Raw genomic sequence first — 25980 nt, 5'->3', positions numbered from 1 at the left:
CGAACCGCTTTATGAGTGGATATGAGACTGCAGCTTTTGCTGTGCCGTTTCGTCCAGTGGGAAATTCCACATCAGCGCGATAGCAGCCAGTTTCAGCGCGACCGGAACCCAGGCATAGATGGCGGCGAGCGCAAACAATGCAGGTGCGCCGTTCTGCGCCGCCGGTGCCGGATCGAAGCCGAAATACCCAAGCAGCGGAAAAACAATGCCCACACCGGCTGCCAAAGAAAGCTTGGTCGCAAGCCCCCAGGCGGCGAAGTAAAAGCCGCTGCGCTGATCACCAGAGGCTGCGGTATCTGCATCGATGACATCGGCCTGGATCGACGGCGGCAGCGCCAGGTCGAAGCCGAGCAGAAGTCCGGTCGAGGTGCAGATCAGCGCAAACGGCGCCAGAGCACCGGGCGACAACATGGGCGCAGCCGCAAATATGGCGCAGGCGACGATCATCGCCAGAGCCCATGCCCGATGCTTGCCGAGCTTTCGCGCCGCCCATGCTGCAAGCGGTATGCCGGCGACAGCACTGAGAAAATAGAGAAACAGCAGCGGTCCGCGCATGTCCGGCAGCTGCAATCGCGCCGAAACGAAATACAGGAACAGTGTCGCCGGAATGCCGTTGGCAAGGCCGTTCAGGAAGAAGGCAGCAATCAACCGGAGGAATGGTTTGTTGCGAGCAAGACAGGACAAGGCCTCCCTCAACGGCAAGGGTTTTTTCGTCAGGTTGGTTGGCTCCGGAACGATCCAGACGGTCAACCCGCCGAAGACAAGCAGCGAGACTGCAACGATGATGCCAAGGACGGCCAGGCCGGAAAATCCTTGCCGTTCAAACCCGATGGAAAAGGGGAGCACGATGGCAATCAGCGTCCCGGCCAGCGTCAGCCCTTCGCGCGCCGAAGTCAGCCGCGTGCGGCCGTGATAGTCCGATACGAGTTCCGCGCCCCAGGCGGAGTAGGGCACGACCGCCAGTGTGAAGCCCAGCGATGTCAGCATGCCCCAGAGTGCGAGCCAGGCAACACCAGCGCCGTCTGCAGGCCAATACAGCATCAGCGCCGACAGGGCAGCGATAGGCAAGGACAGAAGGAAAAGCAGCCGGCGGCGGCCAAAACCCGGATTGATCCGGTCTGCCGCGTAGCCTGCTAACGGATCGGTGATCGCATCAAAGAGCCGCACCAGCAACAGCGCCCACCCCACCGAGGCAATCGGCAGGCCGAGTGTTTCGGAATAGTAGGTCGGAACCAGCGAGTAGAGCGGCAGGCCCAAGGCCGCCAGCGGTGCGGCAGGCAGGGCGTAGGCGAAAAGCATCCGGCGGCTGATCTGTGTCTGGGTCACACCGCCGACAGTGGGCTTATTCATACACGATCTGTCGGACGTCGATGTTCTTGGCGCGGAAGCCGGCTTCGCAATAGAACAGATAGAATTCCCAGAGCCGTTTGAAGCGGATATCGAAGCCGAGCGGTTCGACCTTGTCCCAGACGCTCCAGAACCGCTCGCGCCATTCGGCAAGCGTGCGGGCATAATCCAGACCGAAACCGAAATCGCCGCTGATCTTCAGGCCTACTTTGCGGCCAAGGTCGATCAGATGTTGCGGGGTTGGCAGCATGCCGCCTGGAAAGACGTATTTCTGGATGAAATCCGGATTGGCGCGATATTCTTCATAGGCTTCCGGCTTGATGGTGATGATCTGCAGCCCGGCCTTGCCACCCGGCTTCAGGCAGCGCTGCAACTGCGAAAAGTAAGCCGGCCAATATTTTTCGCCGACAGCCTCAAACATCTCGATGGAGACGATCCGGTCATAGAGCCCGGTCTCGTCGCGATAATCTTGGAACTTGATTTCGACCTTGTCGGACAGGCCGGCGTTCTTCATGCGCTCATTGGCGAAGGCAAGCTGTTCGCGGCTGATCGTCAGTCCCGTCACCTTGCAGCCGATTTCGGCCGCAGCATATTCGGCGAACCCACCCCAGCCGCAGCCAATCTCCAGCACATGATGGCCGGCATTGATGCCGGCCGCATCCGCCAAGGCCTTGTACTTGGCACGCTGGGCCGATTGCAGGTCATTGGCTCCCGTCGAATAGAGGGCCGATGAATAGGTCATCGTTGGATCGAGCCATTGCTTGTAGAAGGCATTGCCCAGGTCGTAATGGGCGGAAATGTTTTTCTTGGAGCCGGATTTCGTATTGGCGTTCATCCAGTGGCGAAATTTCTCGACCAGCCGCAACACACCGCGTGCACCGTTGGAGAAATTTCGGCCGACATCGGTGTTGACGAGGAAGAGCTCCAGAAATGCGCCGACATCCGGGCTGTCCCAGTCGCCGTCCATATAGCTTTCGGCAACGGCGATCGTACCGCCAGTCAGCGCCCTCTGCGGCAGGTTCCAGTTGTGCAGTGTCACGGAGGCGACCGGCCCCTGCGCCTTGCCCTTAACGATGACGGTGCGTCTATCCGGCAATGTCAACTTCAGACAACCGGCCTGCATATGGACAAGACCACGCAAAACCATCTGAGCTTTTGCCGGTAAACCTTTGACAAGGCGTGACAAGTTTTCGGTGGAAAGACGCTCTCCATCCTTCGGATCACAATAACCGGTGCCTGCTGTGCTCATTCGACAGATCCTCCGCAATCATTGTTCTTGACGCAAAATAACCTCATTCTGCCGGACCGCCAACCTGAGATTCGTGAGAAAAACCGTTCCGTGTTCTGCGGCCCTCTCTCCAGACACTCGTTGGTTCCGGCGCTTGCGGCCGCGGGATATAGCGGACGCCTTTGATCCAGAGCTTCAATGCCTCCCAGTGAATCCCTGCAACGATCTTGAGTGTAAGATGTGGAATGCGGGCAACAAGACGCAAAATCTTGCCTGTCTGTAGCGGTACCTGAACACCGGAAAAAGTTGCAGCCAGCAATGGCCCGACCTTGTCGGTCTCGAGAATACGCCAGCGGATTTCCTGTCCGGGCGGCAGCATGCGGAACTGGTAGCGCATGGCCATGGGGATGAAGGGCGAGACGTGAAACAGCTTGTCGCATTGCTGGCGAACACCGGCATCGGATACATCGTCCAGCCCGATCGGGCAGACATAGGTGTGGCGCTCGCCGAATGTGTTGCGAACCTCGTAGACCATGGCGCTCAACGCGCCGTCTTCACCATAGGCGTAATAGACGGCCAGAGGATTGAACACGAGACCGAGGATGCGCGGATAGCAGACCAGAAGCACGCGCGCGGGCCGCACCGGCAAACCGTTCTTCGCCAGCAGCGCATCAACATAGCTGCGCAGCGATACCCCGCTATCGCCCGAATGGTCCTTTTCGTGGAACGACAGCAGGTTGCGGCGATTGACCGAGAATATCCCGCTCATTCCATCCGCTTCCTCCAACCGGTCGAGATCGATCATCAGCGAAAAGACGTCATAGCTGAAACGATGACCGACCGGTTTCATCCGCTGGTGCATGACCTGGCCTGCATAAAGCACGGCAGCCGCCTGCGGAGGCGCGCCGTTCTTCGTCATGTCCGATCCGGATGATGCACGCATCTATTCCGCCGCCTCCTTGAACACCGAGGATATCTGCTGGCGCCAGGGGATGATACCGCCAAGTGCTTCTGCAGCCGCAAGTCCCGACGCCAAGCCATCCTCATGAAAGCCGTATCCGGTCCAGGCACCGGCAAAGAACGTGTCGTTGTCGCCCTGGATTGCCTGCAGAGCGCGCTGGGCAGCCATGGAGCCCGCGTCGAACTGCGGGTGATCATATGAAAATTCGGCAAACACGCTTCCGGGTGCAGGCTCTTGTTCCGGGTTCAACGTCACAAACAAGGGATGTTGAGGCGCGATACCCTGAAGGCGGTTCATCCAGTAGCTGACGGCGACACCCTGCGAGCCGCAGGGTTTGGTCGAACGCAGGTAATTCCAGGACGCCCAGACTTTTTTTCGTTTCGGCATCAATGCCGTGTCGCGGTGCAGTATGACCCGGTTGGGATGGTAGGGAACAGCCGACAGCAACGCGCTTTCTGTAGGTGTCGGATCAGAAAGCATGGACAGCACTTGGTTGCTATGGGCGGCAATGATCACCTTGTCGAAGGTTTTCGTAGTGCCATTCGTATCAGCGATTGAGACCCTGCCGTCCTGACGCCGGATCGACGTCACGCCGCAGCCAAGACGGACGCGGTCACCAAGTGGCCGCAAAAGCTTGTGCAGATAATTGCGGCTGCCACCGGTGACCGTGCGCCACGGGTGCGGTTTAGAATAGATCAGCCGGTGATTGTCGAAGAACTGGATAAAATTTTCGGCCGGAAAATCCAGCATCTTGGCTGTCGGCGATGACCAGATCGCGGCTGCCATCGGTGCCAGGTAATTGTTGGTGAACCCTGGGGAGAAACCGCGCCAGTTGAGATAGTCGCCGATCGACATGGCCTTGAGCAGGCCGGCACTACGATCTTCCAAGCAGATGCGGTTGAAGCGGAGGATTTCGCGCAGCATCATCAGGAAGGAGGGCCGGAGGAGATTGCGCTTCTGGGCAAAGACGGTGGCCAGATTGTCGCCGCTCCATTCCAGCCGCCCCTGATCGAGCGAGACCGAAAAGCTCATGTCGCTCTTGTGCGTCGTGACGTCCAGTTCGGCAAACAGTGCTTTAAGGTTTGGATAATTGGCTTCGTTATAGACGATGAAACCGGTATCGACTGAGATTGGCGTGCCGTCATAGTCGATATCGACCGTCGCTGTGTGGCCGCCGGGGCGAGCATCCTTTTCATAGAGAATGACATCGTGGACAGGATTGAGCGCCCAGGCGGCAGAGCTGCCGGAAACGCCGGAACCTATGACCGCGATCGATAGACGACGGCCGGGAACATGATATTGGCCTTGGGAAAAGGGGGCGTTCATGCTGCGTCCTTGATCTTATTATAGGCGGCCAGTGCGCGGTCGCGCGCCTTTGCATGGTCGACGATCGGCTTCGGGTAGGTATCCCCCAGCGTCAGGCCGGCGGCATTTAGGATGCCGTGAGACGCTTCGAACGGCCGGTGCACGAATTTTGCGGGCAAGTCCGCCAGTTCCGGCACGAAGGTCTTGACGTAGATGCCATCGGGATCGAACTTTTCGCCCTGCAGGACCGGATTGAAGACCCGGAAGAACGGCGATGCGTCCGCACCGCTGCCGGCCACCCACTGCCAGCTGGCCGCATTGGAGGCTGGATCGGCATCCACCAGCGTATCCCGGAACCAGGCTTCACCCCGGCGCCAGTCGATCAGTAGGTCCTTGATCAGGAAGGATGCCGCAATCATGCGGACGCGATTGTGCATCGTGCCGTGCCGCCAGAGCTGGCGCATGCCGGCATCGACGATCGGATAGCCGGTTTGACCCTTGGTCCAGCGCTTGAAATCGTCGTCGGTTCCGCTCCAGGCGAAAGCGTCATATTTCCGGTTGAGATTTTCCCTCGGCAAATCCGGATTATGAAAGAGCAGGTGGTAAGAAAAGTCGCGCCAGACCAGTTCCTTGCGAAAGGTAACCAGATCATCCGCGGGAACGTCCTGCAGATTGCGGGTGGCCTGCCAGATGCGGGCAGGGGAGATTTCCCCCATGGCCAGATGCGGCGAGAGCCTTGATGTGCCATCAGTTCCCGGCAGATCCCGTCTCGTCTTGTAGCCGGACAGATCATCCTCGACGAATGCCTCTAGCCGTTCGAGCGCTGCATCCTCCCCAGGCGTCCAGATTTCGGAAAACGTCTGTGCCCAATCCGGAGCAGTAGGCAAAAGAGCCCACGAGGCCAGATCAGCGCTGTCAGGCCATTGGGCTGGAGAAACCAGCGCATCGGGCCGCTGCAGAGGCTGATCCGGCTCGCCGGATGCCTCGAGCGCCCGCCAGAACGGCGTATAGACGCGGTATGGCGTGCCCGAGCCTGTCTTCAACCGTGTCGGCTCGTGGAGAAGCTGTCCGGCAAAACTCTTGACGCTTATTCCTGTAGACGCCAACATATCTTTGAGCGGCCCATCGACGGCGATGCCGTTCGGGTCGTAGCGGCGATTCCAATAGACAGTTGAAGCGCCGGTCTCAGCAATCAGCTTGGCCAATACGCTATCCGGTTCGCCGCTGCGCAGGATCAGCTGGCTTCCGAGGGCACCGAGTGTCTTTTCCAGGCCCGTGAGCGAATGATGCAGCCACCAGGCTTGTGCGGCACCAAGTGGCCCGGTGCCGTTCTGTGAAGGCTCACGGATATAGACGGGAATGACAGCGCGGCCGGTTTGGGCTGCGGCGTGAAGCGCATGATTGTCGTCCAGCCGCAGGTCCTTGCGAAACCAGACGATGATAGGGTTTTCGGGGGAAAGATCGTTATTTTTCATTTTCATCCGCGCATCGTATCCAACGTCTTAGTCTACGCAGATACGGATGCAGCGGATCAAAGGTTTCGCGGAGAAAGCTTTTTATTTCATCGTTTTGCGGGGGAATGCCGCCAATGAAATTCGAACTGCCGCTTCTCTATATGAAGCGGCAGTCGCAGCCATTGGAGGCGGGAAGGCATCAGCTCTTCTGGAAAGCCAGATGCGCGCCAAGACCGACCAGCATCGTGCCACCGGCGCGCTGCATGAGGCGTTGTGCGGAGCTCGAGCGGCGCAGCTTGGTCATCACGGCACCGGCCAGAAACACGCAGACGATATCCGCTGACGAAAACATCAGGTTGACGATCGTGCCGAGGATTGCCAGCTGCAGCCAGACAGGAAAGGCGGCCGACGCGTCGACGAACTGCGGCAGGAAAGCCACAAAGAAAATCGCCGTCTTGGGATTGAGCACCTCAACGGTGACGCTTTGGAAAAAGGCACGGCGGCCGGACTTCGGCTCGACGCCGGGCAGGGCGGCATCACCCTCGACCTTGGCCCGAAACAGCGAAATACCCAGCCAGATCAGATAGGCCGCGCCGGCAAATTTGACGATCATGTATAGGGTCGGCACGGCGTGAAACAGGATCGACAAACCTGCGGCTGCGGCAATGACGTGGAAGTAGCCGCCGAGGTGAATACCCAGAACTGCCATCAGCCCCGACCAGCGGCCGCGCGCAATCGTCTGGGCCGCCGCATAGAGCATTGCCGGACCGGGAATATAGGCAAAGACCGCCGTAGTGGCGATGAAGGCGATAAGCAACTCGATCGATGGCATTGACTGCTCCTGTCTCCGGTCATGATTGTGAACCTGATCTATACAACAGGATTTTCAGAAAGTCGCGCGTACGTTGTGCTTAGCTTAGCCCCAGGTCAACGGGTCGAGACGCAGATAGAAATCGAGCCGTGCCCGGTCGGCAGTCGCGATCGCATGTACGTCGAACAAGCGATTTTGTGCTGCCTGCGCTTCGTCTGCCGTGCGCCATGTTTCGCGGGTATTGCCGACAAGCAGGGCAAAGTCGACATAACGGTCCGCCGTGCCCAACCGTCCGAGATCGATCATTCCCGTGCAGCGAAGCGTATCCGGATCAATCATGAAATTCGGCATGCATGCATCACCATGGCAAACGACCCGATCAAGGTTTTCCTGCAGCAATCGCTCGGACAGTTCCGCCTCTACCCGGTCGAGCAACGCTTGCGGCGGTATATCGTGATCATCCGGATCGAGAAAATCCGGATTGACGCCACCACGGCCAACCACGTCGGCCGCCCGGTCGAACATGGATTGTAAGCCACGGTCGAACGGGCAATCTTTTGCCGGAATGGCATGGAGATCGCGTAACCGCGCCGCAATAGACGGCCAGGCCTTGAGCAGTTCTGCCGCTTCGATCTGATCTGCTGGAATACCGGGCACGGCGCTTGTCACGAGGCACGCCACGTCGTCCGACACCTGCCAATCGAGAACTGTGGGAGATCCGAGTTTGTAGGGTGAGAGCCATGCCGTCCGCCGCCGTTCGTCATCCAGCAGCGCCACACCACTGCCGGTAGCGACCTTTGCATAAGCGCTGCCATCGACCCGCCGAAACAGCGCGTCACCCGATTCGCCGTGATGATGGGCGATCCACTGGCTTCCGAGAGAAAAGCCCTTCAACTGTGCTGCACCGGGTCGATAGTCAGTCACGCGTCATCCCCCATGGCTTGCTTGGCGAAGGCGATGTTACGCCCCCGCCCCAGATAGATATTGGGAAACGCGATTTCACTATCACTAAACGGAAAATGTCCAAGTTTTTACGCCAAATCCTGTTTGCCGAAGAAAGCCGGCGAGGGAGGAGATGAACTGCCGAGTTCGGCGAGAAATTCTTGAAGTTGCGATTCCACATAAGGCACGACCGGACCGTCCGCCTCAAATCCCCACCAGAGCAGCGAGCCCTGCCATTGGGCAAGCATCAGCCGTGCTATCATCTCCGGCCGGCTGGATTTCGCAAGGCACGCGCTGATGGCCTCGACGAGCGTTCGCCCCCAGGCCGCTCCCCGAGCCCGCAGCGCGGGATCACGAAAATCCTCTCGCAATAAACGCAGGCCATCGGCATAGACTGCGGCGCTGTCGCCATAATTCTGCGACAGACCGACAAGCAGGGCGACGGCGCCTTGCTGCGTCCTGGGGATTGCCCCGCACAGCCGCGCCGTTTCGGCATCGAGCTGGTCCCAGGCGTGCAGCAAAGCCTGACGCAGCATCGCCGCCTTGGTCGAAAATCGCTGCACCAAGGTCGAACCGGACAAGCCACTGGCCTTGGAGACAGCCGAAAACGTCGCTGCCTCCGGCCCCTCGGCATGGATCAGCGTCAACACCAGATCAAGAAGGTGCTGGTCGGACAGCGAACGTGGACGCGGCATCAATTTCCCCTTGTATTCATTTTATTTATGAACGAACGTTCGTTTATTATCAATGCTGTTTTGATTCCGATGTCAAAGGAGAACAAGGACATGACACCTGACCTGCAGGGGAAAATCGCACTTGTGGCCGGGGGGACGCGCGGTGCGGGTCGCGGCATCGCCATAGAATTGGGGGCTGCCGGTGCAACCGTCTACGTGACCGGGCGCACGACACGAACCCAGCAATCGGACTATGGCCGCCCGGAAACGATCGAAGAGACGGCGGAGCTGGTGACCAAGGCCGGCGGCAAAGGCATTGCCGTGCGGGTGGATCATCTTGTCCACGCGGACGTCGAGGCACTGGTCGTCCGCATCCGTCGTGACGAATCACGCCTCGATATTCTCGTCAACGATATCTGGGGCGGCGAGTATTTGACCGAATGGAACAAGCCTGTCTGGGAACACGCGCTCGACAATGGCCTGAAGCTTTTGCGGCTGGCGATCGATACCCATCTGATCACCGCCCATTACGCGTTGCCGTTGATGATCGAGAAGCCCGGCGGCCTGCTGGTGGAGATGACCGATGGTACTGCAGAGTATAATGCCACCCATTACCGGCTTAGCCCGTTCTACGATCTCGCCAAGACCAGCGTTACCCGCATGGCCTGGGCGCACGCACAGGACCTCGCACCGCATGCAGCCACTTCTGTTGCCATCTCGCCCGGCTGGATGCGCTCCGAAATGATGCTCGATATCTTTGGCGTGCGCGAGGAAAACTGGATGGAGGCAACGAAAGCCGAGCCGCATTTCGTGATTTCCGAAACCCCGCGCTTTACCGGCCGCGCCGTTGCGGCCCTTGCCGCAGACCCGGAGCGGAGCCGCTTTAACGGCCAGTCGACATCCAGCGGCGATCTGGCCAAACTCTACGGCTTTACGGACCTCGACGGATCCCGGCCTGACTGCTGGCGCTATATAACCGAGGTACAGGATGCAGGCAGACCGGCAGATGCCAGCGGTTATCGGTAGGGGAGGTGAAACGGGCCTGATACCAAAAAGGCCTTGCTTTTCAGCAAGGCCTTTGGAAACTGGCTCCCCGGGCCGGATTCGAACCGGCGACCTGTCGATTAACAGTCGAATGCTCTACCGCTGAGCTACCAGGGATAATCTGCGGCGGTGTGTGCTGCAGAAGTGAGGCTGCTAATACAAATGCTTTTCCGATTTGCCAAGCGATTTTTCAAAAAAAACGCACAATCTTGTCTGATTGTGGACAACTCCCCATGTGAGAGGTTGAGGCATGCTGTTGATTTGTGGGGCATCAGCCCGCACGAAGACGACAATCGCAGGCATTGGCGGACGGCAGAGATTTGGTTGGTGGAGAATTGATGGCAGAACAGCGGAAAACCAAAAAATTCGGAATTGATGCCCGCACGCATGAACTCGTCATTGGCACATGGCGCATGCGGCTGCCGCAATCGCGCCTTTTGCGCATCACCATTGGTTGCGGGCTGATTTTCGGCGGTATTTTGGGGTTCCTGCCGATTCTCGGTTTCTGGATGGTACCGCTCGGCCTCATCGTGCTGTCGCACGACCTTGCCTTCGTGCGCCGCCGCCGCCGCCGGCTTCACGTATGGTGGGCCCGTAAGTGGCAGACGTCCAATTAGAACACACAGATTTATCTTTTCGTCCGTCAACAACCTCTGTGTCCAAAAAGCCTCTCCCGATTCGAGAGAGCTGACGTCGGAAAAAAAGGATTCGAACCCTCTATCCGCCTGAGCCTGTCTGTGGCGTCGGGTCCTTGTCCGCAGGCACCGGTTGCGCTGGCAAGTCGCCTGGAGCTTCCTGCTTCGACATCGCATCGCTGTTAGGGCCAGAGGACTTTTCCTCGATTTTCGTTGCCGCATCATTGTCGGTGCTCTCACCATACATTTCGACGCCGGCCCAAGCCAGCGCAGCGAGGACCAGACCGCCGACCAGCACCATCAGCACCGGACGGCCCAGAAAGCCTTGGCGGGACTGCACACCACTCAACTCCACCGTTTTCGTCGTGTCGGCATCGGAAACGCGGTCGCCGCGCTCATCAATATATTTCGCCATCAAAGCCTCCTTGGACGGTGTTTGGATTATGCCGTCCGTTGCACAGTTCTAAGAATCGGGAACGGCTCCGGCCGCGCAAAGGTTCCGCCAGGCCACAGGCCGCGATCGAGGCCAGATGCTCATACGCTCACCGTTCGGTGAAAATGTTTGATTGCCTTGAAAACACTGGCTGAATTTTAGGGACTTGCGGAACACATATGGAACAGATAGTGTTCGTTCTTGATTTGTTTCTCGATTCTGGAGTGATCGTTCATGCTGACCCGCAAGCAACAGGAACTGCTTCTGTTCATTCACGAAAGAATGAAGGAATCGGGCGTACCGCCATCGTTCGACGAGATGAAGGATGCACTGGATCTGGCCTCGAAGTCCGGCATTCACCGGTTGATCACAGCGCTTGAGGAGCGGGGCTTTATCCGCCGGCTGCCAAATCGTGCGCGGGCATTGGAAGTGATCAAGTTGCCGGAGGCCTATTCGATGAGCCTCCAGCCCAAGCGCGGCTTTTCGCCCAGCGTCATTCAGGGCAGTCTTGGCGCGCAACCGGCACCTCCCGCACCCGCCAAGACCGCTGCAAACAGCGACACCGTTTCGATACCGGTCATGGGCAGGATTGCCGCCGGTGTTCCAATCTCGGCAATCCAGAATAACACTCATGATATTTCCGTGCCTATCGAGATGGTCGGGCCGGGCGAGCACTATGCGCTTGAAGTGCGCGGCGATTCGATGATCGAGGCGGGTATTCTCGATGGCGACACGGTCATCATCCGCAACACCAACAGTGCCAGCCCCGGCGAAATCATCGTCGCGCTGGTTGATGATGAGGAAGCAACGCTGAAACGGTTTCGCCGCAAAGGTGCCTCGATCGCACTGGAAGCCGCCAACCCAGCCTACGAGACACGGATTTTTGGACCTGACCGGGTCAAGATACAGGGCAAACTCGTCGGACTGATCCGGCGCTATCATTGATCTGAAAGCATTGCGTTTCCGGCCTGCTTGCGGGTGAAATATGGTCGCCTGGTCTGAGGATGCGACCGCATCACACCGCGCGGCACGATATTGTCGTGTGCCGCCGGGCAGGCCGGCGCTCACGCTGAATGGCTCATATTGGAATATGACGGTCGCTGCGGTTTTGTGAGCGGACTGGAAGCACTGAAACTTGCCTGTGATCCAATGACCAAGGACGTTTTTCGGAAATATCCTCTTGCGGTTTGTCTAGGATCATTCTAAACCGCCGCCACAGTTCGATTATTTGAACTCGTGAGGCCTCGTGGCGGAGTGGTGACGCAGAGGACTGCAAATCCTTGCACCCCGGTTCAATTCCGGGCGAGGCCTCCAAATTTTCCCACGCGGAACGAAAATTAGTTCAGGACAAGACACTGCCGTTGCTTGCTTTGACCCAACGGTCTTGCACGGCGTGACAGTATCTGCCCGGGAAGAATTTTTAGACAGGACCGATCAAACGGTTTCGGCTTTCCCGTCACTCCTGACCGGGAAGACAAAGGCAGGCGGCAGTGGTCGATGGACGTTCTGCATCCGCAGTCCCGGCCTGCTTGTCACGGAAAAGGGGGGGATTTTTGCTCAGTGATAGTAGAAGCAGGCGCAATCAGCCTTGCTGTCATCCGGTTTCGTCCAGACGCGCACTGCGAGTTTCTTGGCCGCACCCGTCTCGTCCAGACGTAGCCCCAGCAGCGACACGGCCGCAAGCTTCGGGTTGACCGCATCAATCTCGATCGTCGATCCAACCTGGTGGACGCCTTGCTTTGGGGTCCAGGTGAAAAACTGCACGCTGTAATGCATTGCATTCTCCTTCACCGCGCTTTGCAGCACATGAGCTTAATGGGTGAACAGACGCTCAAGGCGCTGGCCACGAGGCGTTGCACTGCTGGATGCGTACTCAATGCGTAGGAAGCCAACATAACATATTTTGGCAGGCGGCGAAACATTCTCGCTGCAATTTAAGCCGAATGGTGACTGGTCATCAGCACCTGCCTTGCACGCAGCAAGGGAGGGGCATCATCCGAGTACGGAGTGTACCCCAACCGGAATTGTCACTCTCGTCTGCGGAGCGGCCTATCATCCACGTCGCGGCGCTGAGGTACTGCGCGATCGCCGCTATCCTTGGTAACGCGCCGTTAACGCTACCGTTGGTTTGACATACGTACGCATGTCGAAATACGGCACCTGCCGTATGTCCAACACGCCCATTGCGCGTGCATTTCTCCCGGCATCGATGACAGCATTACGGCTTGACTGGATTGGCTTCATCAATCCCGCTTCGAACAGACGGAGCGGTGCCACCGGTTGGAGGAACCGCTATGTTGCCACTGGAACAGTTGATGCCATTCGCCTTTGCGACGCTGATTTTCGCCTGCATGCCAGGGCCTGCCATTCTCTACATGACGGTACAGACGCTGGCGCATGGCCCCCGCGCCGGGCTGATGGCAGCTTTTGGTGTCCATTTGGGTTGTTATGTTCATGTTGCCGCGACAGCTTTGGGCTTGGCGGCTGTCCTCAGCCATGCACCCTTCGTTTACACCGTCATCAAATTCGCCGGCGCCGCTTATCTGATGTGGCTGGGTGTCACCATGTTTCTTGGCCGCCGGCAGAATGGCGGGGAGGCTGTCAATCCAGCCCCCGGTGTTCTGCGCGACAGCATCGTCGTCGAAGTCCTCAACCCCAAGACTGCGCTGTTTTTCCTGACCTTCCTGCCGCAATTCATCGACCCGGCGCTGGACACGCCTGTCTGGCTGCAATTTCTCATCCTCGGCATGATCGTCAACCTTGCCTTGTCCATTGCCGACCTGGCGGCGGTCGGTATTGCGTTCTTTGCCCTTGGACGCGCTCGAACCAGCGGTTCGAGCTGGCTCGTTCCGAAGGCGTGTGGATCTATACTAATCGGCCTGGGGATCGCTCTGGCACACAAGGGAGCATGATCGGGCTGGCAAGGGAATGATGCGCGAACGACTTGCCTGCAGTCTTCTAACCCGCCGACAACCCCAGGCGAATGGCGTAGGCCGTCAATTCTGCGCCGCTGTGAAGGTCCAGTTTCCGCATCAGGTTTTCCCGATGTTTGCGGGCTGTTAGTGGACTGATCCCGAGACGTTCAGCGATGTCGCGCGTGGTTACGCCGTGCGGGATAAGCGCCAGCATCTGCTGCTCTCGCCGGGTCAGTTCGGCAGGCGACGCAAGAGCGGTCCGTGGCGCAGACGGTCCAGCCGGCCGGTCTTGATGGTCGATGGCAAAACGAACCTCTTCGGCGACATAGGGTTGATCATGCCGCAGCGCCTCGATCGCCGCCATCAGCTCACTCGCATCCCCGCTTTTCGTCAGGTATCCGTCAGCACCTGCGTCGATGGCGGCGCGAACCGAGCGGGGTTCGAGATTGGCCGTCATGATCAGAATCTTCAGATCGGGCCATAAGGTTCGAATGGTCCGAATAAACTGGAACCCGCCGACGCCGGGCATCCCGAGATCGAGGATCAAAAGATCGGTCTTGATTTCCTTGAGCAATCGCTCGACGGTGTCTCCGTCTGCCGCTTCGCTGACGACGGCAATACCTTCGATCGTCGACAGAAGCATTTTGAGGCCTTCGCGCACGATGGCGTGATCATCGGCAAGAAGAACCCTCGAAAGCCCACGCATATCGCCTACCCGTTTTTAGAGTGAATTCCGGAATACCACCGTCTTGTGGCATCGGGAATCAGAATAGGATTACGATGCTCCTCGAGCAACGATTGCAACCCCATCTTGTCGATCTCCTATACCGCCAATCCTACGCGGTGCTGTTTTCCAATTTTATCATTCCGCTGCCTGTTGCTTACATGCTGTGGAGCGTCGTCCCGGGCGATACCCTTTTATGGTGGATGGCGGCGATTTATGGCCTTACCATTGCGCGCGTGCTGGTCTCGCGGCGGTATTTCAAACATTCCAGGCGCGGGGCGGATCAGATCGTTGAAAACGCGCGTTTCTGGGCCTGGCGTTTCGCCATCCTCTCATGGGCGTCCAGTTCGCTTTGGGGGCTGCTTGGGTGGTTCGGTTTTCTGTCAACGCAACCGCAATTGCAAGCCTTTACGACCATTGTCCTGACAGGGCTGGTCTGCGGCGCCATTCCCTCGCTCTCGGCCTTTCCGATTGCCTATATCGGTTCGCTTGCCGCCATGCTTTTGCCGCTCGCGGCACGGGCCGTCATGGGCGATGCCGCGAGCGACACGGTCTATCTCCTGTTCGTGATCTGCCTTGCAGGCGTTAATCTCTACTATAGCCGGGTGTCATACCGGTCGATGGTCGAGACGGTTCAGCTGCGCTTTGAAAATCTTTCATTGATTACCCAGTTGAAAACGGAAAGAGACAAGGCGCAGGGCGCCGATCGCGCCAAATCCCGATTCCTCGCCGCCGCGAGCCACGACCTGCGTCAGCCGATCCATGCACTCAGCCTTTTCAATTCCACACTGGCAGCCTTGGCCGAACGGGGCGATGTTAAAAGCGCCGACGCGCGCAATCTGGCCGGCAGAGTGAAGTCGATTACCGCCAATCTCAGCGGGCTCCTGAACGCCTTGCTCGATGTCTCGCGTCTGGATGCAGGCATTGTCACTGTTGCCAGGGAGCCGGTGGCTCTGGCCCGGCTGTTTGACGATCTGCACGGCGAGTTTCTGGGCAAGGCCGAGGAATATCGCCTCGACTGGACCGTTGTCGATACCGGCTGCTGGGTCGAGACGGATCCGATGATGCTCAAGCGCGTGCTGGGAAACCTCCTCACCAATGCCTTTCACTATACGGACCGGGGGCGGATTCTGCTCGGTTGCCGAAGGCGGGGGGCAAATGTCGAAATCCAGGTTTTCGATACGGGCATAGGAATACCATCCGATCAACAGGACGCGATTTTCGATGAATTCCACCAGCTGAACAATCCTGCCCGCGACCGGGAAAAGGGCCTGGGGCTCGGACTCGCCATCGTGCGCCGCACGGCAGATCTGCTGGGCCACCCCTTGAGACTTGTATCCATGCAAGGGCGCGGCTCGCTGTTCTCGATCACAGTGCCGTCTGTCGCTGCGCCAGCAACACCGCCAGTCCCGGAGTCCCAACTGCCCGCCACCGGCTTAATCCGGATCATCGTCATCGACGACGACCGCGATGTGCTTGATGCGATAGGCCTGCTGCTGACGGTGCTGGGGTGCATGATCTACCCCGCAAGATCGGCGGAGGATGCGATCCAGCTGCTGATAGCAGCGGCAACCGGCGCGCCCGTCGATCTGATCATCGCCGACTACAGGCTGGAAAACGCCACCACCGGTCTGGATGCGGTCGACGAATTGCGGGCCTATTTGAAACAACCCGTTCCAGCGATCATTCTCACCGGAGATACATCGCCCTTTGTCTTGAAGACGATTTCAGACAGCGGCCATCATCTGCTCAACAAACCGATCGACGGAGACCATCTGCAACAGGCCATCCATGCGATATTGAGACCGGTTCGCTCCAAGGCGCTGTTGGCGACTTCAGAACAGGGGCAGGGCGTCGCTTAACCTGCATCCGGTTGGGTGTCAGGGGCATATACCACCAATCGCGCATGATCTTCGCGCTCCTTTGTATGGCTTCGTTGCGGTATCCGAGTTGGAAAATCCCGGCTGCGCGGCCTGTTTCGGCGGCGACACCAGCAGGAACAAGGTCCAGAGCGCGAGGCCACTCAGAACAGCGCATATCGCAATGTAGGCATAAAAAATCCGCACGGCGTTGCCAGCTATGTTTCCCTCAGAGTTGGGCTTCTTTCTCGAGCACAATCCCGCATGTCAGTATGGCCTTGGGCGGGGCATGGCGCCACGAAATATGCCAATGGCCATGCCCCTATGGCGTTCAAGGCCAACGCCGTTTTGTAGTCCCTGGCGTTTGGGGATACAATTCCGACATAAGGAGCCGGGGGTACAGCCTTTGGACTAGGATTAGGCGGAGATCGTTGAGACAAAGCGCACGTCTTAACCGCGATACCCAGTCTCAACCTATTTTTGCGAGGGCATCACGGCGCCTTTCATCCATTGGACAATGGTGAATAGACTTTTAAATAAGGAAGTGCTAATTTATTTAGGCTGTTACCTTGGCCGAAACCGGAACGGCATTGATTGCGAAAGCGTTTTCCACTTTGCGTATTGAGGGACTTTTCAGCGATCTATATTTGCGAGGCGATTTAGAACCCGTCATCTGATCAGGTGACGGGTTTCTTCTGTTGTGCGGTTGATGCATAGGCCGATTGTCGATCCTGTTCAGCGGCCATCGGAAATGATCCCAAGTCCCAGATTGGTAGGCCTGTGTGATGCTCAATGACGGCTTTGCACAAGGGCATCCCGCGCTGACGAATTGCGGTGTAAAATCAACCGGATCTGCCAAGTTTTTTGGCGAAAGAAGTGTCTGGCTATAATCTCGCTCTCACCTGCCCGGAAGTGGGGACGGATTTGGCTCGTGTCTCGAGCAAGCTATCGGCTTTCTTTGTCTCATCTGACAAGCTGACAGCTGCGCATCATAACGACTGGATGGGCTTTACTCAACGTATCAAAGGCGATTTCTAAGTCCTGACTGAACATGTGGATCAGCAACGGCAAGGGTTATAAGTTGGGTCTCGGCAGCGCCGTCCGGGAAGGCCGAGAAGGGCGAAAACGATATTACTGCGACAGGCGCGGGATAAGGCGCAAGAAATCCGCGACATTCTGGGACGGCTAGGGATCGTTCACGGAAGCCGCCGATCGCCAAGCCGCCATCAAATTCAAAACGTCACGCTGGAAACGGCAGGGTTGTGCTGCATTGGTTTCAATGCTTGATCCGTGGGAAATCTATCGTTGCAAAAGAGGATCAGTTAGATCTCCGACCAGCATACTCCGGCCGCAACTGACCGAAGAGGACTTTCCGTGGGATTGATCTCTCGTTCGACAGTCGGGGTGGCCGGCCGTAATTCAGGGGCGTTGCTGACTTGCTGTTCCCTTTCATTGTTGTTAGCAACGACGGGGTCGGCATCGTCGATGCAGTCCAAGCCACTATGAACATTCCGGGATAGCCGTTGGCAATGATATTGATAAACTCCTTCGAGGTGAACACTTCGCCGGTCACCATGTAGTTCAACTGAGGGCTCGAGTTGACGATTGAGACAAACTCCAAAACTAGCATCGTAACAGTGGTTGCGGGCATGATATTGCTCGTTATTTCCGGCTCGACACTCCGGTTAGTCAGTGACCAAGTACCGGGTGTGGTCATTGTTGCCGCTGAAGCGGCTCCATCTGGGACAGAAGGTACAGCATCGGCAGCAGCACCATCCATCGCGGACGCGGATACTGCGCGTGAGGCGTGGCATTATCTTGGAGCGGGAGCGGCTGTTGAAAACCGCTTGGCGAATACGATCGATGTTCGCGCACCCGCCTATGGCGCGATCGAGTCCGGGACGGGAGCAGCAAACCATACCGCTATCCAGCGTGCTATGGATGACGGGGCCGCCGCTCTTTCTGTTGTTGATGTCACTAAGACCTTCAACGTCTCAAGTGACCTGATAACGTCAAGCAATCTGTATCTGCGTGGGCGTTCATGGGCGTGGCTCAAGCAGCAGGGCTCGTCTTTTACTGGCGGGTTCCTGACTAACCTTCGCGGCAGCTCCGCCGACGCTGCTACCATTCAATCGGACATTGTACTGGAGAATGTCAACATCGACGGGGCTGGCACGACGGAACCCGTGGAACTTGAGGTAGCGTCATCGACGGCGGGCGCCGTGGCATTCACATCGGCTGCGTCAGCAGTTGATGACTTTTACATCGGCTTAGCCGTCGCGGACACCACCGTAGCGAATACCGGCTTGAGGATAATCAAAGACTACATCGGTTCGACCCGTACTGCGACCATGTCTTCGACATGGTCCGCCAATCCATCAGCTGGGACGAAAATGCTGGTTGGCTACAATGACAACGCCGCCAGTTTCGCCGCCGGTCTTGATGGGCTTATTTCGATTGGCGGCATTTCAAAAAACTACCCGGCGAGTAAACAAATTCCTCCGGGGTTAGGCGGCAAGGGGTTTAGTCTAGAGCAGGGCGTCGCCAACAGCAAGATCATCGGTCGCCATGCGGAAAATTGTGGAACCGGTTTCTTCGTTCAGGGCGTTGATGGTTCCTTTGCGAACGGAGCAGCAAAGATGGCTGTAGCTATAGACCTTATCGATAATAGCGTGAAGAACTGCGGTTCTGCATTGACGATCGCTGGCATCAATAAGTCTGCTGATCCGGATGGTGATGCCAACGATAGCATGATTACTGTTGCCGGTTTGACCTATGAGAATTCGGGTCATAACCCATATAGGCTGGTTTCCAGCGATCAGCAAAAATCCGGCATCATAAACTTTCTTGAAGCCCAGAATGTGAGCGTTTCAAACGTCCACGGGCGGAACGATAGCGGTTATCCAAATAGGTCCCCCGGATACCCAGGAGACTATGCAACACGCGTTGGCTACGGTCTGTCCGGCAACATCGGAGCGATGGTTTGGGGCTGGGGTCGAAACCTCAAGATCGACGGTTTTGTGCACCGCGGAAACGTGGATAACGTTATTGTAGTTCGTCGCGGTCGCGCACTCGGCGATGATGCGGGCCCGACTGGAGCGCCACGCAATTGCTTCAATTGGGATTTCCGGGACATAGAGCATGACGGTGTCATCAACGAATATGTGATCCGTATCGATCCGAAACCCGCGTTACGGGTCGCCGCATCTGAACTTACGGGGAAAATCGAAGTCGCAATCAACGGTTCATTTCTGAAAGGCGGCCTGATAGATCCCAATATGTCGGCGTTCAGCGCTATCACAATGACCATCCGCAACCTTAGCGGTGGCGCGACAGTGATCGGAACTCCAGCGCAAATCTACGCGGCAGGGAACACGTTTGCTGCGTTTGGCGCCGGTGTCACTGACTTACGAACTAATTCGCCGAAAATACGACAGTGAGAGGCGGAAATCTTACTTGCCGGCGGCAATACAGCCACATCTGTAGCGACAGAAAAAGCTTCATTGACGTAAACCAATAGCCTAAAGCGTTTTGCGGTTTACCTGATTCAGGATTCTCAAAGGTCCTGATTTATGATTCATTTGCCGATGGCAGGAGAATGTCCATGGGCTAACCGCATCCGATCGAGTTGCGCGCGCGCGTTGCATTTGTCGAAAAAGGCAATATTCACCGGGAAGCGGCTCTCCATTTCCGGGTTTCACCGCGGTTTGTAAACAAAAGTTGTGATCCTGAAGCGCGCATCTGAAGCGCTTGCACCCGCCCGGCAGGGGCATCTGGGCGGCGGCAAGCTAGGGCTCAGGACTCATTAATCGAGCCAATAGCAGCACGTTGCGGCGATGGTGATTGCGGATAGGAAAGTATGAGCGCATCGGTCGTATCTGGTCGCGATGCGCCTCCAATCCTTGATCCTGCCAAACATGTTCTCGATACGATATCGTTGCCTGTAAAGGATTTTGTCGTAGTCGGCCGGGTTGCTGCGCTTTTTGCGTGATGGAATGCAGGGCGAAATGCCTTTGTCTTTCAATCCGTTGCGGAACCAGTCGGCATCGTAGCCACGATCTGCCAGCAATTCCCTGTCCTTGGGCAGGCGATCGAGCAGGTGCCGGGCCCCTGATAGTCGCTGGTCTGGCCAGCCGTGAGGAAAAACAGCAAGGGTCGGCCCAGCCCATCGGTGACGGCGTGCAGCTTGGAATTCAGGCCGCCTTTTGTTCGTCCGATAAAGCGGGAAAGAGCCCCTTTTTTAGCAGGCTGGCTGCGGTGCGATGGGCTTTGAGATGGGTGGCATCGATCATCAGCCTGTCGGGTTGGCCCGCCTTGCCGGCAAGGGCCTCGAAAATCCGGTTGAAGACGCCCAACTCGCTCCATCGAATGAAGCGATTATAGAGCGTCTTGTGAGGACCATATTCTTTCGGTGCATCTTTCCACTGAAGTCCATGTTTCAGCACGTAAATAATGCCGCTGACAACCCGGCGATCGTCAACGCGTGGGATGCCATGAGCCAGCGGGAAATAGGGCCTGATCCGGCTGAACTGCGATGGCGTCAGCAAAAACAAATCACTCATGGCGAAATCCTCCTGCCATGAGTGAACCAAAACAATCCCAAATTGGGAAGGCCCTTAATCAATAGGGCCTGAGCCTAGTCCCTCGGGTGCTCCGAAAAATTGCTTTAACTGGTCACTAAAAGGCATCGAACATCACGGCGTCATCAATGAATATGTGATCCGCATCGATCCCACCTCTGACCTGCGTGTCGCTCCCGCTGAACTCACAGGCGAAATCGAGATTGCGGTGAACGGCTCATTCATCACGCTCGGCCTGATCGACCCGAACATGGCGGCGTTCAATATGATCACGATGACTATCCGCGACCACAGCGGCGGCAAGATTGTGATTGGCACACCGCAGCAGATATATGCAGCAGGGAACACGTTCGCATCGTTTGGAAATGGTGTCACCGATCTTCGCAAGGCCGATCGGCGGCTTCATTCGGTGACACCACACAAGATTATTTCCTTGCTCGATGACACCGCGACCTCGTGGAATGTTCCGATCGGGTGCACAGGCTTCAAGCTCGAAGTTTATCTTGCCGGCAGTTCCGCTCGCTGCATCGTGGCGTTCGTAAACAACGGATGGGCGATCCTCTATCAGCCTTCCATGCTGATCGAGACGTCTCTCGCGATCCTAACCGGCGCAACGGGCAATGACGCCAAGGTTACGTTCTCATTTAACGGTGGGAAAATTTACGTTGAGAACCGCCTGGGGGCAACTTACGTGCCCTATATAGTTGCAACCTACTATAGTTGACACCAACCCAAAGGATATAATTATGGATGATGATCGCCGCCCTATGTTCGAGCAGTTAGATGACCTTGGGGTCGATATGGCCGAACTCCATCGCCGCAGGGAGGCGGCGAGAGCCTGCCCCGAGCCGGGGGTAGATCAGACCGAGCGCCAGATGGATGCAACCTGATATGCATTTGCAGCTCGCAAGATTGTACTACTTGAAGTTTTGGTGCTTGGCTACAAAGCCGACAACGTTCGTCAGTTCCAGGCTGATCGTCGGCTCGATGTCGATGGTGACGTTGGTCCACGTACACGTGCTGCGCTTCATGGCGAGTTGGTGGCTCTCATCCCCGGCGAGATGGCCAAGGCTTCGGTGCAGGTGGCGCCTGTGGTCGAGGAAAAGACTGTGATCGAGGAGAAGCCTGTTGTCCCGGTCTCCGTTGACAGCCAGGTCAAAACGAAAGCCGATCGCACCGGCTGGCTTGTGGGTATCGGCGGAACGGTAGGAACCGCGATGACGGCTGTTCTCGGATCGAACTGGCAGACCGTCCTTGCCTTCGGCGGCGTCTCGCTTGTTGCCCTGCTTCTGATCGTCCTTTTGCGGCGTCAAATCGTGGCTGCGGTGAAGGAGATCCGCGGGGAGGTCGAGGCGTGATCACAAAAACAGCGGCCATCATCGGCGGCGTGGGCGGGCTTCTGCTTGCCTTCGCCATCTTTCAGATCGTCAACGCGCTCTGGCTGCTGCCGGCGGCCCGATCGCATGCCGTCGATGGCTACATCGAATCCCAAGCGGTCGCTGATCGCAAAGCAGAACTTGAAAGGAAGGGCGACGATGCAACGCTCCAAAATCTCTCTAATTATGACCTGTGTGTTGCTGGCCTTCGGAGCAGCCGGATGCCAATCGATCCCTGCGACCAGCTGCGCGGGAATGATTCGGAATAACCTTTCACCCGACGGGACAGTCGCCCAGATAAGGGCCGATCGGTCTGGGTATGAACGGGTCATCGGGAATGACAGGGCAGGTTCGCGAAAAGGGTGCTGGGAATGAGCGCCGAGAGCTACGCCGGCCCCGGCGTATGGATCCGCATTCAGCATCGGTTCGGCCCCAGAATGATGGAATGGTTCCTGGCGGGACACACGGCCTTCTGGGGTGCCGTCCTGCTTTACTCGGACAATCTCTTTGAGCAACCGTCATGGGCGGGATTCCGCGCAATCTTCGGCGATGCTGCCTTCCTCGGATGGACCATGGCAGGCCTTGGCCTTGGCCTTCTCCGTATCGGCGGCCTGATCGTCAACGGCGCGCGCAAGAACGTTACCCCGACTATCCGGCAAATTTCGGCCGGTATCGGCTTCTTTATCTGGTGCGGCATCACATATGGCTACTCGTCCTCGGGCTTGATTTCGACGTGGCTCGCCATTTATCCGCTGTTCGCTCTTGGCGAGCTGGTAAACATCAATCGTGCCGCGCATGACCAAGGGGAAGCCAGGAATGGAAAATCTCGATAAGCTGCCCCTTCCGCTGCTGATAGCATTTGGTTTGGGATTGGCTGTCATCTTTGGGGTTCGTCATCTCGGCCTGCTATCAGGGGAGCGATCGACCCCGGCAGGCAACGCATCCACCGCTCAGGTCGCCGCAGTTATTGTCGACCCATCAGCACTGAACAGGGCAACAGCTGCGCTCGAAGCTCAAACGCTCGAAAGCGTCAACGCCGGAAGTCGTTCGAGCGCGGCCTTGAGGCCCTTTGCCGATCGGTGGAGCGCCTGTGCGAGGAAGTGGACGATCTCAAGAAAGAGCTTATTAGGCGGAGCCGGTAGGCGGTTTTCGCGGCGTCATCACCCGCTTAGCCGTCTCCCAGTATTCCTCGACCTTCTGCACCGCAAGCCGAGCCGTGGCTTGATAGCCAGCGTTAGGCAAGGGAGGCGTGCCCTTATGGGTTTTCGGATACCATCCGGCCCAGTGCCAAAGCCCCTTCGTCTTGCCGTGCAGCTCTTCCTGATCCGTCCGATCATTAATTCGCCGTCCGTGCCGATCCAGTCCGTATCCCTTGGCGGGTCGTTCTCGTCCAGCTGGGTCCGGTGCCATTTGTATTTGGGCTGGTAGTCGGTCAACGGCGCGGTCCCTTCAGGAGCTCATCGGCCTCGATCGCTCCCTCCAAAATAAGATCGGCCCACTCCTGCGCCAGCTCGGCTCTGCGTGAAATGTGCAGCGCTCTATTGTATGCTTCCTCGACTTTGTCCTTCGGCACATGGGCAAGCATCAGATCGATGATCGGCTTGTCGGCGGGGAACTGCTCATTCATCACGGATGAAAATGTGGCTCGCCATCCATGGGGGACATGCTTGTGATGATAACCGGCCCGATTCAGAAGATACCCGATTGCGTTCTCCGAGATTGGCTTGTGGGCATGTCTGGCGTTCGGAAAGGCGAGGGGCCACGGCCGGTCAGAGTTCGCAGGGCATTGATGGCCGCTACAGCCTGTTTCGATAATGGAACCATGTGATCGCGTTCCTCATCGTCCTTGTGCTGCAGCCTGAGTTTCATCCGCTCTGCAGGGATCCGCCAGACCGCGCCCTCATGGAGATCGGCCGGCCATTCCGCCCATGGTGTCGTTGCTATAGTGCCAGGCCTGACAGCAGTTAACGCCAGGATCCGCAGCGCCAGCTTCGTCACCGGGTGCGCGAATTCCGCATCGGCCTTCTTCAGCATTTCCTTTGCCGCAGCCAGATCAGTGATCGCCGGCTGCCGCCCCTTTTTCATCGGGGCCATAGCTCCCCTGACGATGGCTGCCGGATCATTCGCGGCACGCCCGGTAGCGATGCCGTAGACGAACACAGCGGACATCCGCTGCCTCACCCTGCGAGCGGTTTCAATCGCTTTCCTTGCCTCTATGAGCCGCAACAGGCCCATGACTTCCGGCGCTCCAATGTCCCGGATAGGCACATCCCCGATATGCGGGAACACCTCCTTTTCAAGACTTTCAATGACATCGCTGGCGTGGCGGTCCACCCATTGCGACTTCTGAAGCGCATACCACTCCCGTGCGATCAGCTCAAAAGTCTCCCCCCAGCCTTTACCCCCGACAATTTATCGAGCTTTTTTGTGGTTGATGGGTCTTTCCCGGATCGCAGAATTGCTTTCGCGTCATCCTTCGCGCGCCGCGCATCGAGCAAGGAGACAGCGGGGTAAGGGCCGATCGAGAGGAGCTTTTCTTTCCCCCCAAACTCGTAGCGCATCCGCCAAGCTTCTTACCAGCTGATGTGACGAACAGATGCAAACCCTCACCGGTCGGTCAAGCGATATGACTTTTCAGCGGCTTTGGCGCGCTTCACTTGTGCGTCGGTCAGCATGTTTCCCTCGATACCCGGCTTTCGCCTCGCCCGTACATACCCGATTTTCACCGGGTATGTACGGGGCACGTCGGGACTATTCGGGAGAGGAAAGGCCACTCTTTCGCCTGATAATCAAGGCTTAGGGGGATTAATTGGGTTAAGTCGGATTGGACGTCTGGCGGAAGAGGTGGGATTCGAACCCACGGTACGGTCTCCCGCACGCCGGTTTTCAAGACCGGTTCCTTAAACCACTCGGACACTCTTCCATCTATTTGATAAGGTTGAGAAAAAAACATTTAGTTGATTTTTTAAACCGGTAGTTTCTACCCGTTTGCTACCCAATCATTCGATCGCTGGCTTTTTTACCAGCTTTGTTCGCGGCGTCAACCTGCTTAACGGCGTTCGCTTGCATCCCTGGCATTACGTGCGAATAAAGGCCGATCGTGATGCCGATCGTGGAATGACCGAGGCGTTCGCTGGCGATCTTTGGATGCACACCGGCAGCAAGAAGGCAAGGTGCAAGCGAGTGCCGGAGATCGTGAAAGCGGATGCGGGGCAGGGAGGTTTTTGCCAGCAATCGCGTGCATTCGTATGTCTGAGACAACGGCCGCCGCGCTGGAGGAAGCAAAGCCACTTCTCCGGCCTAATACGACGAATTGTCCGAACACAGGCTCGCGGGCCTCCCGCCGGGTTAGCAATATGGGGTCTACCTCGCTCGGGTAGAAGCCGGGCAGGTTTTCTGTACCACGCCACGCGAACAGGGCGCGCTTATCGGCTATTTGATGAGCTTTGTGGCTCCGGCATGCACCACCATCCTGCCTCACGGCGACCGGCGATATTTTCTTCGTCTTCCCGACCAAACGCGGTCTGCAGGGTGGAAAAGTTCTGTTCGCGACTTGGATCAAGGAATGCAGACGCTGCGGCATCCGAGTTGCTCAGGTCGGTATCAAATCGCGCCATCTGTGGTTCGCGCGTGCCCGCGGTTGGAGGATTTCGGGTTCTTCGAAACCGAAATCCTCCTGCCAGTTTTTGGAT

The 25980-nt window shown here is 57.4% G+C and carries 26 protein-coding genes, 3 tRNA genes and 1 pseudogene; 12 read left to right on the top strand and 18 right to left on the bottom strand.

Features of this window, described 5'->3' with window-relative positions; all coding sequences use genetic code 11:
• Positions 1 to 9: 9 nt before the first annotated feature.
• The 8 genes from ACQY8Q_RS23110 to ACQY8Q_RS23075 all read right to left on the bottom strand — a co-directional run bounded on the left by ACQY8Q_RS23110 (position 10) and on the right by ACQY8Q_RS23075 (position 8743).
• Entirely contained in the window at positions 10 to 1350 is a 1341-nt protein-coding gene (locus ACQY8Q_RS23110; RefSeq protein WP_428428753.1) for an MFS transporter, read from the bottom strand.
• Entirely contained in the window at positions 1343 to 2596 is a 1254-nt protein-coding gene (locus tag ACQY8Q_RS23105; RefSeq protein ID WP_428428751.1) for a class I SAM-dependent methyltransferase, read from the bottom strand. Before ACQY8Q_RS23105 ends, ACQY8Q_RS23110 begins: the two co-directional genes overlap by 8 nt.
• A gap of 43 nt (positions 2597 to 2639) precedes the next feature.
• The gene (locus ACQY8Q_RS23100) at positions 2640 to 3518 is read right to left on the bottom strand and encodes a DUF1365 domain-containing protein (RefSeq protein WP_428428750.1); all 879 of its coding nucleotides are present in this window, start codon (positions 3516 to 3518) and stop codon (positions 2640 to 2642) included.
• A complete protein-coding gene (locus ACQY8Q_RS23095) occupies positions 3519 to 4862 on the bottom strand; it encodes an NAD(P)/FAD-dependent oxidoreductase (protein ID WP_428428749.1) in 1344 nt (447 codons plus the stop codon). It lies immediately after the preceding gene.
• Positions 4859 to 6322, bottom strand: coding sequence for a cryptochrome/photolyase family protein (locus ACQY8Q_RS23090; RefSeq protein ID WP_428428748.1), 1464 nt, complete (start codon positions 6320 to 6322; stop codon positions 4859 to 4861). The genes ACQY8Q_RS23095 and ACQY8Q_RS23090 overlap by 4 nt, the downstream gene beginning before the upstream one ends.
• Before the next feature lie 172 nt (positions 6323 to 6494).
• The gene (locus tag ACQY8Q_RS23085; protein ID WP_428428747.1) at positions 6495 to 7127 is read right to left on the bottom strand and encodes a LysE family translocator; all 633 of its coding nucleotides are present in this window, start codon (positions 7125 to 7127) and stop codon (positions 6495 to 6497) included.
• A gap of 84 nt (positions 7128 to 7211) precedes the next feature.
• Complete coding sequence (locus ACQY8Q_RS23080; RefSeq protein ID WP_428429854.1) at positions 7212 to 8000, bottom strand: APH(3'') family aminoglycoside O-phosphotransferase; 789 nt, start codon at positions 7998 to 8000, stop codon at positions 7212 to 7214.
• 137 nt (positions 8001 to 8137) lie between these two features.
• Positions 8138 to 8743 (bottom strand): TetR family transcriptional regulator, encoded by a 606-nt coding sequence (locus tag ACQY8Q_RS23075; protein WP_428428745.1) that lies wholly within the window; start codon positions 8741 to 8743, stop codon positions 8138 to 8140.
• A gap of 90 nt (positions 8744 to 8833) precedes the next feature.
• On the opposite strand from ACQY8Q_RS23075, the gene ACQY8Q_RS23070 reads away from it, so the two are divergent.
• The gene (locus tag ACQY8Q_RS23070; protein WP_428428744.1) at positions 8834 to 9748 is read left to right on the top strand and encodes an SDR family oxidoreductase; all 915 of its coding nucleotides are present in this window, start codon (positions 8834 to 8836) and stop codon (positions 9746 to 9748) included.
• A gap of 60 nt (positions 9749 to 9808) precedes the next feature.
• On the opposite strand, the gene ACQY8Q_RS23065 is transcribed toward ACQY8Q_RS23070, so the two are convergent.
• Positions 9809 to 9883 (bottom strand) — tRNA-Asn (locus ACQY8Q_RS23065).
• A gap of 221 nt (positions 9884 to 10104) precedes the next feature.
• On the opposite strand from ACQY8Q_RS23065, the gene ACQY8Q_RS23060 reads away from it, so the two are divergent.
• Complete coding sequence (locus ACQY8Q_RS23060; RefSeq protein ID WP_428428743.1) at positions 10105 to 10383, top strand: hypothetical protein; 279 nt, start codon at positions 10105 to 10107, stop codon at positions 10381 to 10383.
• A 100-nt stretch (positions 10384 to 10483) separates the two neighbouring features.
• Here the strand turns inward: ACQY8Q_RS23060 and ACQY8Q_RS23055 are convergent, their stop codons facing one another.
• Positions 10484 to 10816 carry a hypothetical protein gene (locus tag ACQY8Q_RS23055; RefSeq protein ID WP_428428742.1) on the bottom strand — a complete coding sequence of 111 codons (333 nt, stop codon included), beginning with the start codon at positions 10814 to 10816 and terminating at the stop codon, positions 10484 to 10486.
• A 252-nt stretch (positions 10817 to 11068) separates the two neighbouring features.
• On the opposite strand from ACQY8Q_RS23055, the gene lexA reads away from it, so the two are divergent.
• Positions 11069 to 11779 (top strand): transcriptional repressor LexA, encoded by a 711-nt coding sequence (gene lexA, locus ACQY8Q_RS23050; protein ID WP_428428741.1) that lies wholly within the window; start codon positions 11069 to 11071, stop codon positions 11777 to 11779.
• A 295-nt stretch (positions 11780 to 12074) separates the two neighbouring features.
• Positions 12075 to 12148, top strand: a tRNA-Cys gene (locus ACQY8Q_RS23045).
• Between the two features lie 243 nt (positions 12149 to 12391).
• On the opposite strand, the gene ACQY8Q_RS23040 is transcribed toward ACQY8Q_RS23045, so the two are convergent.
• A complete protein-coding gene (locus ACQY8Q_RS23040; RefSeq protein WP_113243694.1) occupies positions 12392 to 12610 on the bottom strand; it encodes a hypothetical protein in 219 nt (72 codons plus the stop codon).
• Positions 12611 to 13128: 518 nt separating this feature from the next.
• Here ACQY8Q_RS23040 and ACQY8Q_RS23035 point away from each other — a divergent pair.
• The gene (locus ACQY8Q_RS23035) at positions 13129 to 13746 is read left to right on the top strand and encodes a LysE family translocator (protein WP_428428740.1); all 618 of its coding nucleotides are present in this window, start codon (positions 13129 to 13131) and stop codon (positions 13744 to 13746) included.
• A gap of 46 nt (positions 13747 to 13792) precedes the next feature.
• Here the strand turns inward: ACQY8Q_RS23035 and ACQY8Q_RS23030 are convergent, their stop codons facing one another.
• The gene (locus tag ACQY8Q_RS23030) at positions 13793 to 14455 is read right to left on the bottom strand and encodes a response regulator (RefSeq protein ID WP_428428739.1); all 663 of its coding nucleotides are present in this window, start codon (positions 14453 to 14455) and stop codon (positions 13793 to 13795) included.
• Positions 14456 to 14547: 92 nt separating this feature from the next.
• On the opposite strand from ACQY8Q_RS23030, the gene ACQY8Q_RS23025 reads away from it, so the two are divergent.
• Positions 14548 to 16335: a hybrid sensor histidine kinase/response regulator gene (locus ACQY8Q_RS23025; protein WP_428428738.1), complete on the top strand. Its 1788-nt coding sequence runs from the start codon at positions 14548 to 14550 to the stop codon at positions 16333 to 16335.
• 1646 nt (positions 16336 to 17981) lie between these two features.
• Positions 17982 to 19772 (top strand): hypothetical protein, encoded by a 1791-nt coding sequence (locus ACQY8Q_RS23020; RefSeq protein WP_428428736.1) that lies wholly within the window; start codon positions 17982 to 17984, stop codon positions 19770 to 19772.
• A 365-nt stretch (positions 19773 to 20137) separates the two neighbouring features.
• Here the strand turns inward: ACQY8Q_RS23020 and ACQY8Q_RS23015 are convergent.
• Positions 20138 to 20894: pseudogene (locus ACQY8Q_RS23015) on the bottom strand (IS5 family transposase).
• A 154-nt stretch (positions 20895 to 21048) separates the two neighbouring features.
• On the opposite strand from ACQY8Q_RS23015, the gene ACQY8Q_RS23010 reads away from it, so the two are divergent.
• The 5 genes from ACQY8Q_RS23010 to ACQY8Q_RS22990 all read left to right on the top strand — a co-directional run bounded on the left by ACQY8Q_RS23010 (position 21049) and on the right by ACQY8Q_RS22990 (position 23121).
• Positions 21049 to 21636 carry a hypothetical protein gene (locus ACQY8Q_RS23010; protein WP_428428735.1) on the top strand — a complete coding sequence of 196 codons (588 nt, stop codon included), beginning with the start codon at positions 21049 to 21051 and terminating at the stop codon, positions 21634 to 21636.
• A 22-nt stretch (positions 21637 to 21658) separates the two neighbouring features.
• The gene (locus tag ACQY8Q_RS23005; RefSeq protein WP_428428734.1) at positions 21659 to 21802 is read left to right on the top strand and encodes a hypothetical protein; all 144 of its coding nucleotides are present in this window, start codon (positions 21659 to 21661) and stop codon (positions 21800 to 21802) included.
• Positions 21803 to 21844: 42 nt separating this feature from the next.
• Positions 21845 to 22270, top strand: a complete 426-nt coding sequence (locus ACQY8Q_RS23000) for a peptidoglycan-binding domain-containing protein (protein WP_428428733.1) — start codon at positions 21845 to 21847, stop codon at positions 22268 to 22270.
• Positions 22267 to 22557, top strand: a complete 291-nt coding sequence (locus ACQY8Q_RS22995; protein ID WP_428428732.1) for a hypothetical protein — start codon at positions 22267 to 22269, stop codon at positions 22555 to 22557. Before ACQY8Q_RS23000 ends, ACQY8Q_RS22995 begins: the two co-directional genes overlap by 4 nt.
• A 102-nt stretch (positions 22558 to 22659) precedes the next feature.
• Complete coding sequence (locus ACQY8Q_RS22990) at positions 22660 to 23121, top strand: hypothetical protein (RefSeq protein ID WP_428428731.1); 462 nt, start codon at positions 22660 to 22662, stop codon at positions 23119 to 23121.
• A gap of 599 nt (positions 23122 to 23720) precedes the next feature.
• Here ACQY8Q_RS22990 and ACQY8Q_RS22985 read toward each other — a convergent pair.
• The 5 genes from ACQY8Q_RS22985 to ACQY8Q_RS22965 all read right to left on the bottom strand — a co-directional run bounded on the left by ACQY8Q_RS22985 (position 23721) and on the right by ACQY8Q_RS22965 (position 25522).
• The gene (locus ACQY8Q_RS22985) at positions 23721 to 23915 is read right to left on the bottom strand and encodes a hypothetical protein (protein ID WP_428428729.1); all 195 of its coding nucleotides are present in this window, start codon (positions 23913 to 23915) and stop codon (positions 23721 to 23723) included.
• A 62-nt stretch (positions 23916 to 23977) separates the two neighbouring features.
• Entirely contained in the window at positions 23978 to 24622 is a 645-nt protein-coding gene (locus tag ACQY8Q_RS22980; RefSeq protein ID WP_428428728.1) for a tyrosine-type recombinase/integrase, read from the bottom strand.
• A 38-nt stretch (positions 24623 to 24660) separates the two neighbouring features.
• Positions 24661 to 24849 (bottom strand): Arm DNA-binding domain-containing protein, encoded by a 189-nt coding sequence (locus ACQY8Q_RS22975; protein WP_428428726.1) that lies wholly within the window; start codon positions 24847 to 24849, stop codon positions 24661 to 24663.
• 272 nt (positions 24850 to 25121) lie between these two features.
• Positions 25122 to 25211: transfer RNA gene (locus tag ACQY8Q_RS22970), tRNA-Ser, on the bottom strand.
• A gap of 68 nt (positions 25212 to 25279) precedes the next feature.
• On the bottom strand, positions 25280 to 25522 hold the full coding sequence (locus ACQY8Q_RS22965; protein ID WP_428428725.1) for a tyrosine-type recombinase/integrase: 243 nt from the start codon (positions 25520 to 25522) through the stop codon (positions 25280 to 25282).
• Positions 25523 to 25980 lie beyond the last annotated feature (458 nt).

Origin of the sequence: Pararhizobium sp., assembly GCF_965279435.1 — a bacterium.
Lineage (GTDB): Bacteria > Pseudomonadota > Alphaproteobacteria > Rhizobiales > Rhizobiaceae > Pararhizobium.
The sequence above is the reverse complement of the archived record's forward strand: the minus strand, read 5'-3'. Positions and strand labels throughout refer to the sequence as shown.

Coding starts and splice junctions, on each gene's coding strand:
- ACQY8Q_RS23040 (WP_113243694.1), bottom strand. CDS start 12,610: ATGCATTACAGCGTGCAGTTTTTCACCTGGACCCCAAAGCAAGGCGTC.
- ACQY8Q_RS23075 (WP_428428745.1), bottom strand. CDS start 8,743: ATGCCGCGTCCACGTTCGCTGTCCGACCAGCACCTTCTTGATCTGGTG.
- ACQY8Q_RS23100 (WP_428428750.1), bottom strand. CDS start 3,518: ATGCGTGCATCATCCGGATCGGACATGACGAAGAACGGCGCGCCTCCG.
- ACQY8Q_RS23020 (WP_428428736.1), top strand. CDS start 17,982: ATGATATTGCTCGTTATTTCCGGCTCGACACTCCGGTTAGTCAGTGAC.
- ACQY8Q_RS23055 (WP_428428742.1), bottom strand. CDS start 10,816: ATGGCGAAATATATTGATGAGCGCGGCGACCGCGTTTCCGATGCCGAC.
- lexA (WP_428428741.1), top strand. CDS start 11,069: ATGCTGACCCGCAAGCAACAGGAACTGCTTCTGTTCATTCACGAAAGA.
- ACQY8Q_RS23090 (WP_428428748.1), bottom strand. CDS start 6,322: ATGAAAATGAAAAATAACGATCTTTCCCCCGAAAACCCTATCATCGTC.
- ACQY8Q_RS23070 (WP_428428744.1), top strand. CDS start 8,834: ATGACACCTGACCTGCAGGGGAAAATCGCACTTGTGGCCGGGGGGACG.
- ACQY8Q_RS23095 (WP_428428749.1), bottom strand. CDS start 4,862: ATGAACGCCCCCTTTTCCCAAGGCCAATATCATGTTCCCGGCCGTCGT.
- ACQY8Q_RS23060 (WP_428428743.1), top strand. CDS start 10,105: ATGGCAGAACAGCGGAAAACCAAAAAATTCGGAATTGATGCCCGCACG.
- ACQY8Q_RS22975 (WP_428428726.1), bottom strand. CDS start 24,849: ATGCGCTACGAGTTTGGGGGGAAAGAAAAGCTCCTCTCGATCGGCCCT.
- ACQY8Q_RS23035 (WP_428428740.1), top strand. CDS start 13,129: ATGTTGCCACTGGAACAGTTGATGCCATTCGCCTTTGCGACGCTGATT.
- ACQY8Q_RS22985 (WP_428428729.1), bottom strand. CDS start 23,915: ATGAATGAGCAGTTCCCCGCCGACAAGCCGATCATCGATCTGATGCTT.
- ACQY8Q_RS23030 (WP_428428739.1), bottom strand. CDS start 14,455: ATGCGTGGGCTTTCGAGGGTTCTTCTTGCCGATGATCACGCCATCGTG.
- ACQY8Q_RS23085 (WP_428428747.1), bottom strand. CDS start 7,127: ATGCCATCGATCGAGTTGCTTATCGCCTTCATCGCCACTACGGCGGTC.
- ACQY8Q_RS23105 (WP_428428751.1), bottom strand. CDS start 2,596: ATGAGCACAGCAGGCACCGGTTATTGTGATCCGAAGGATGGAGAGCGT.
- ACQY8Q_RS23110 (WP_428428753.1), bottom strand. CDS start 1,350: ATGAATAAGCCCACTGTCGGCGGTGTGACCCAGACACAGATCAGCCGC.
- ACQY8Q_RS22990 (WP_428428731.1), top strand. CDS start 22,660: ATGAGCGCCGAGAGCTACGCCGGCCCCGGCGTATGGATCCGCATTCAG.
- ACQY8Q_RS23005 (WP_428428734.1), top strand. CDS start 21,659: ATGGATGATGATCGCCGCCCTATGTTCGAGCAGTTAGATGACCTTGGG.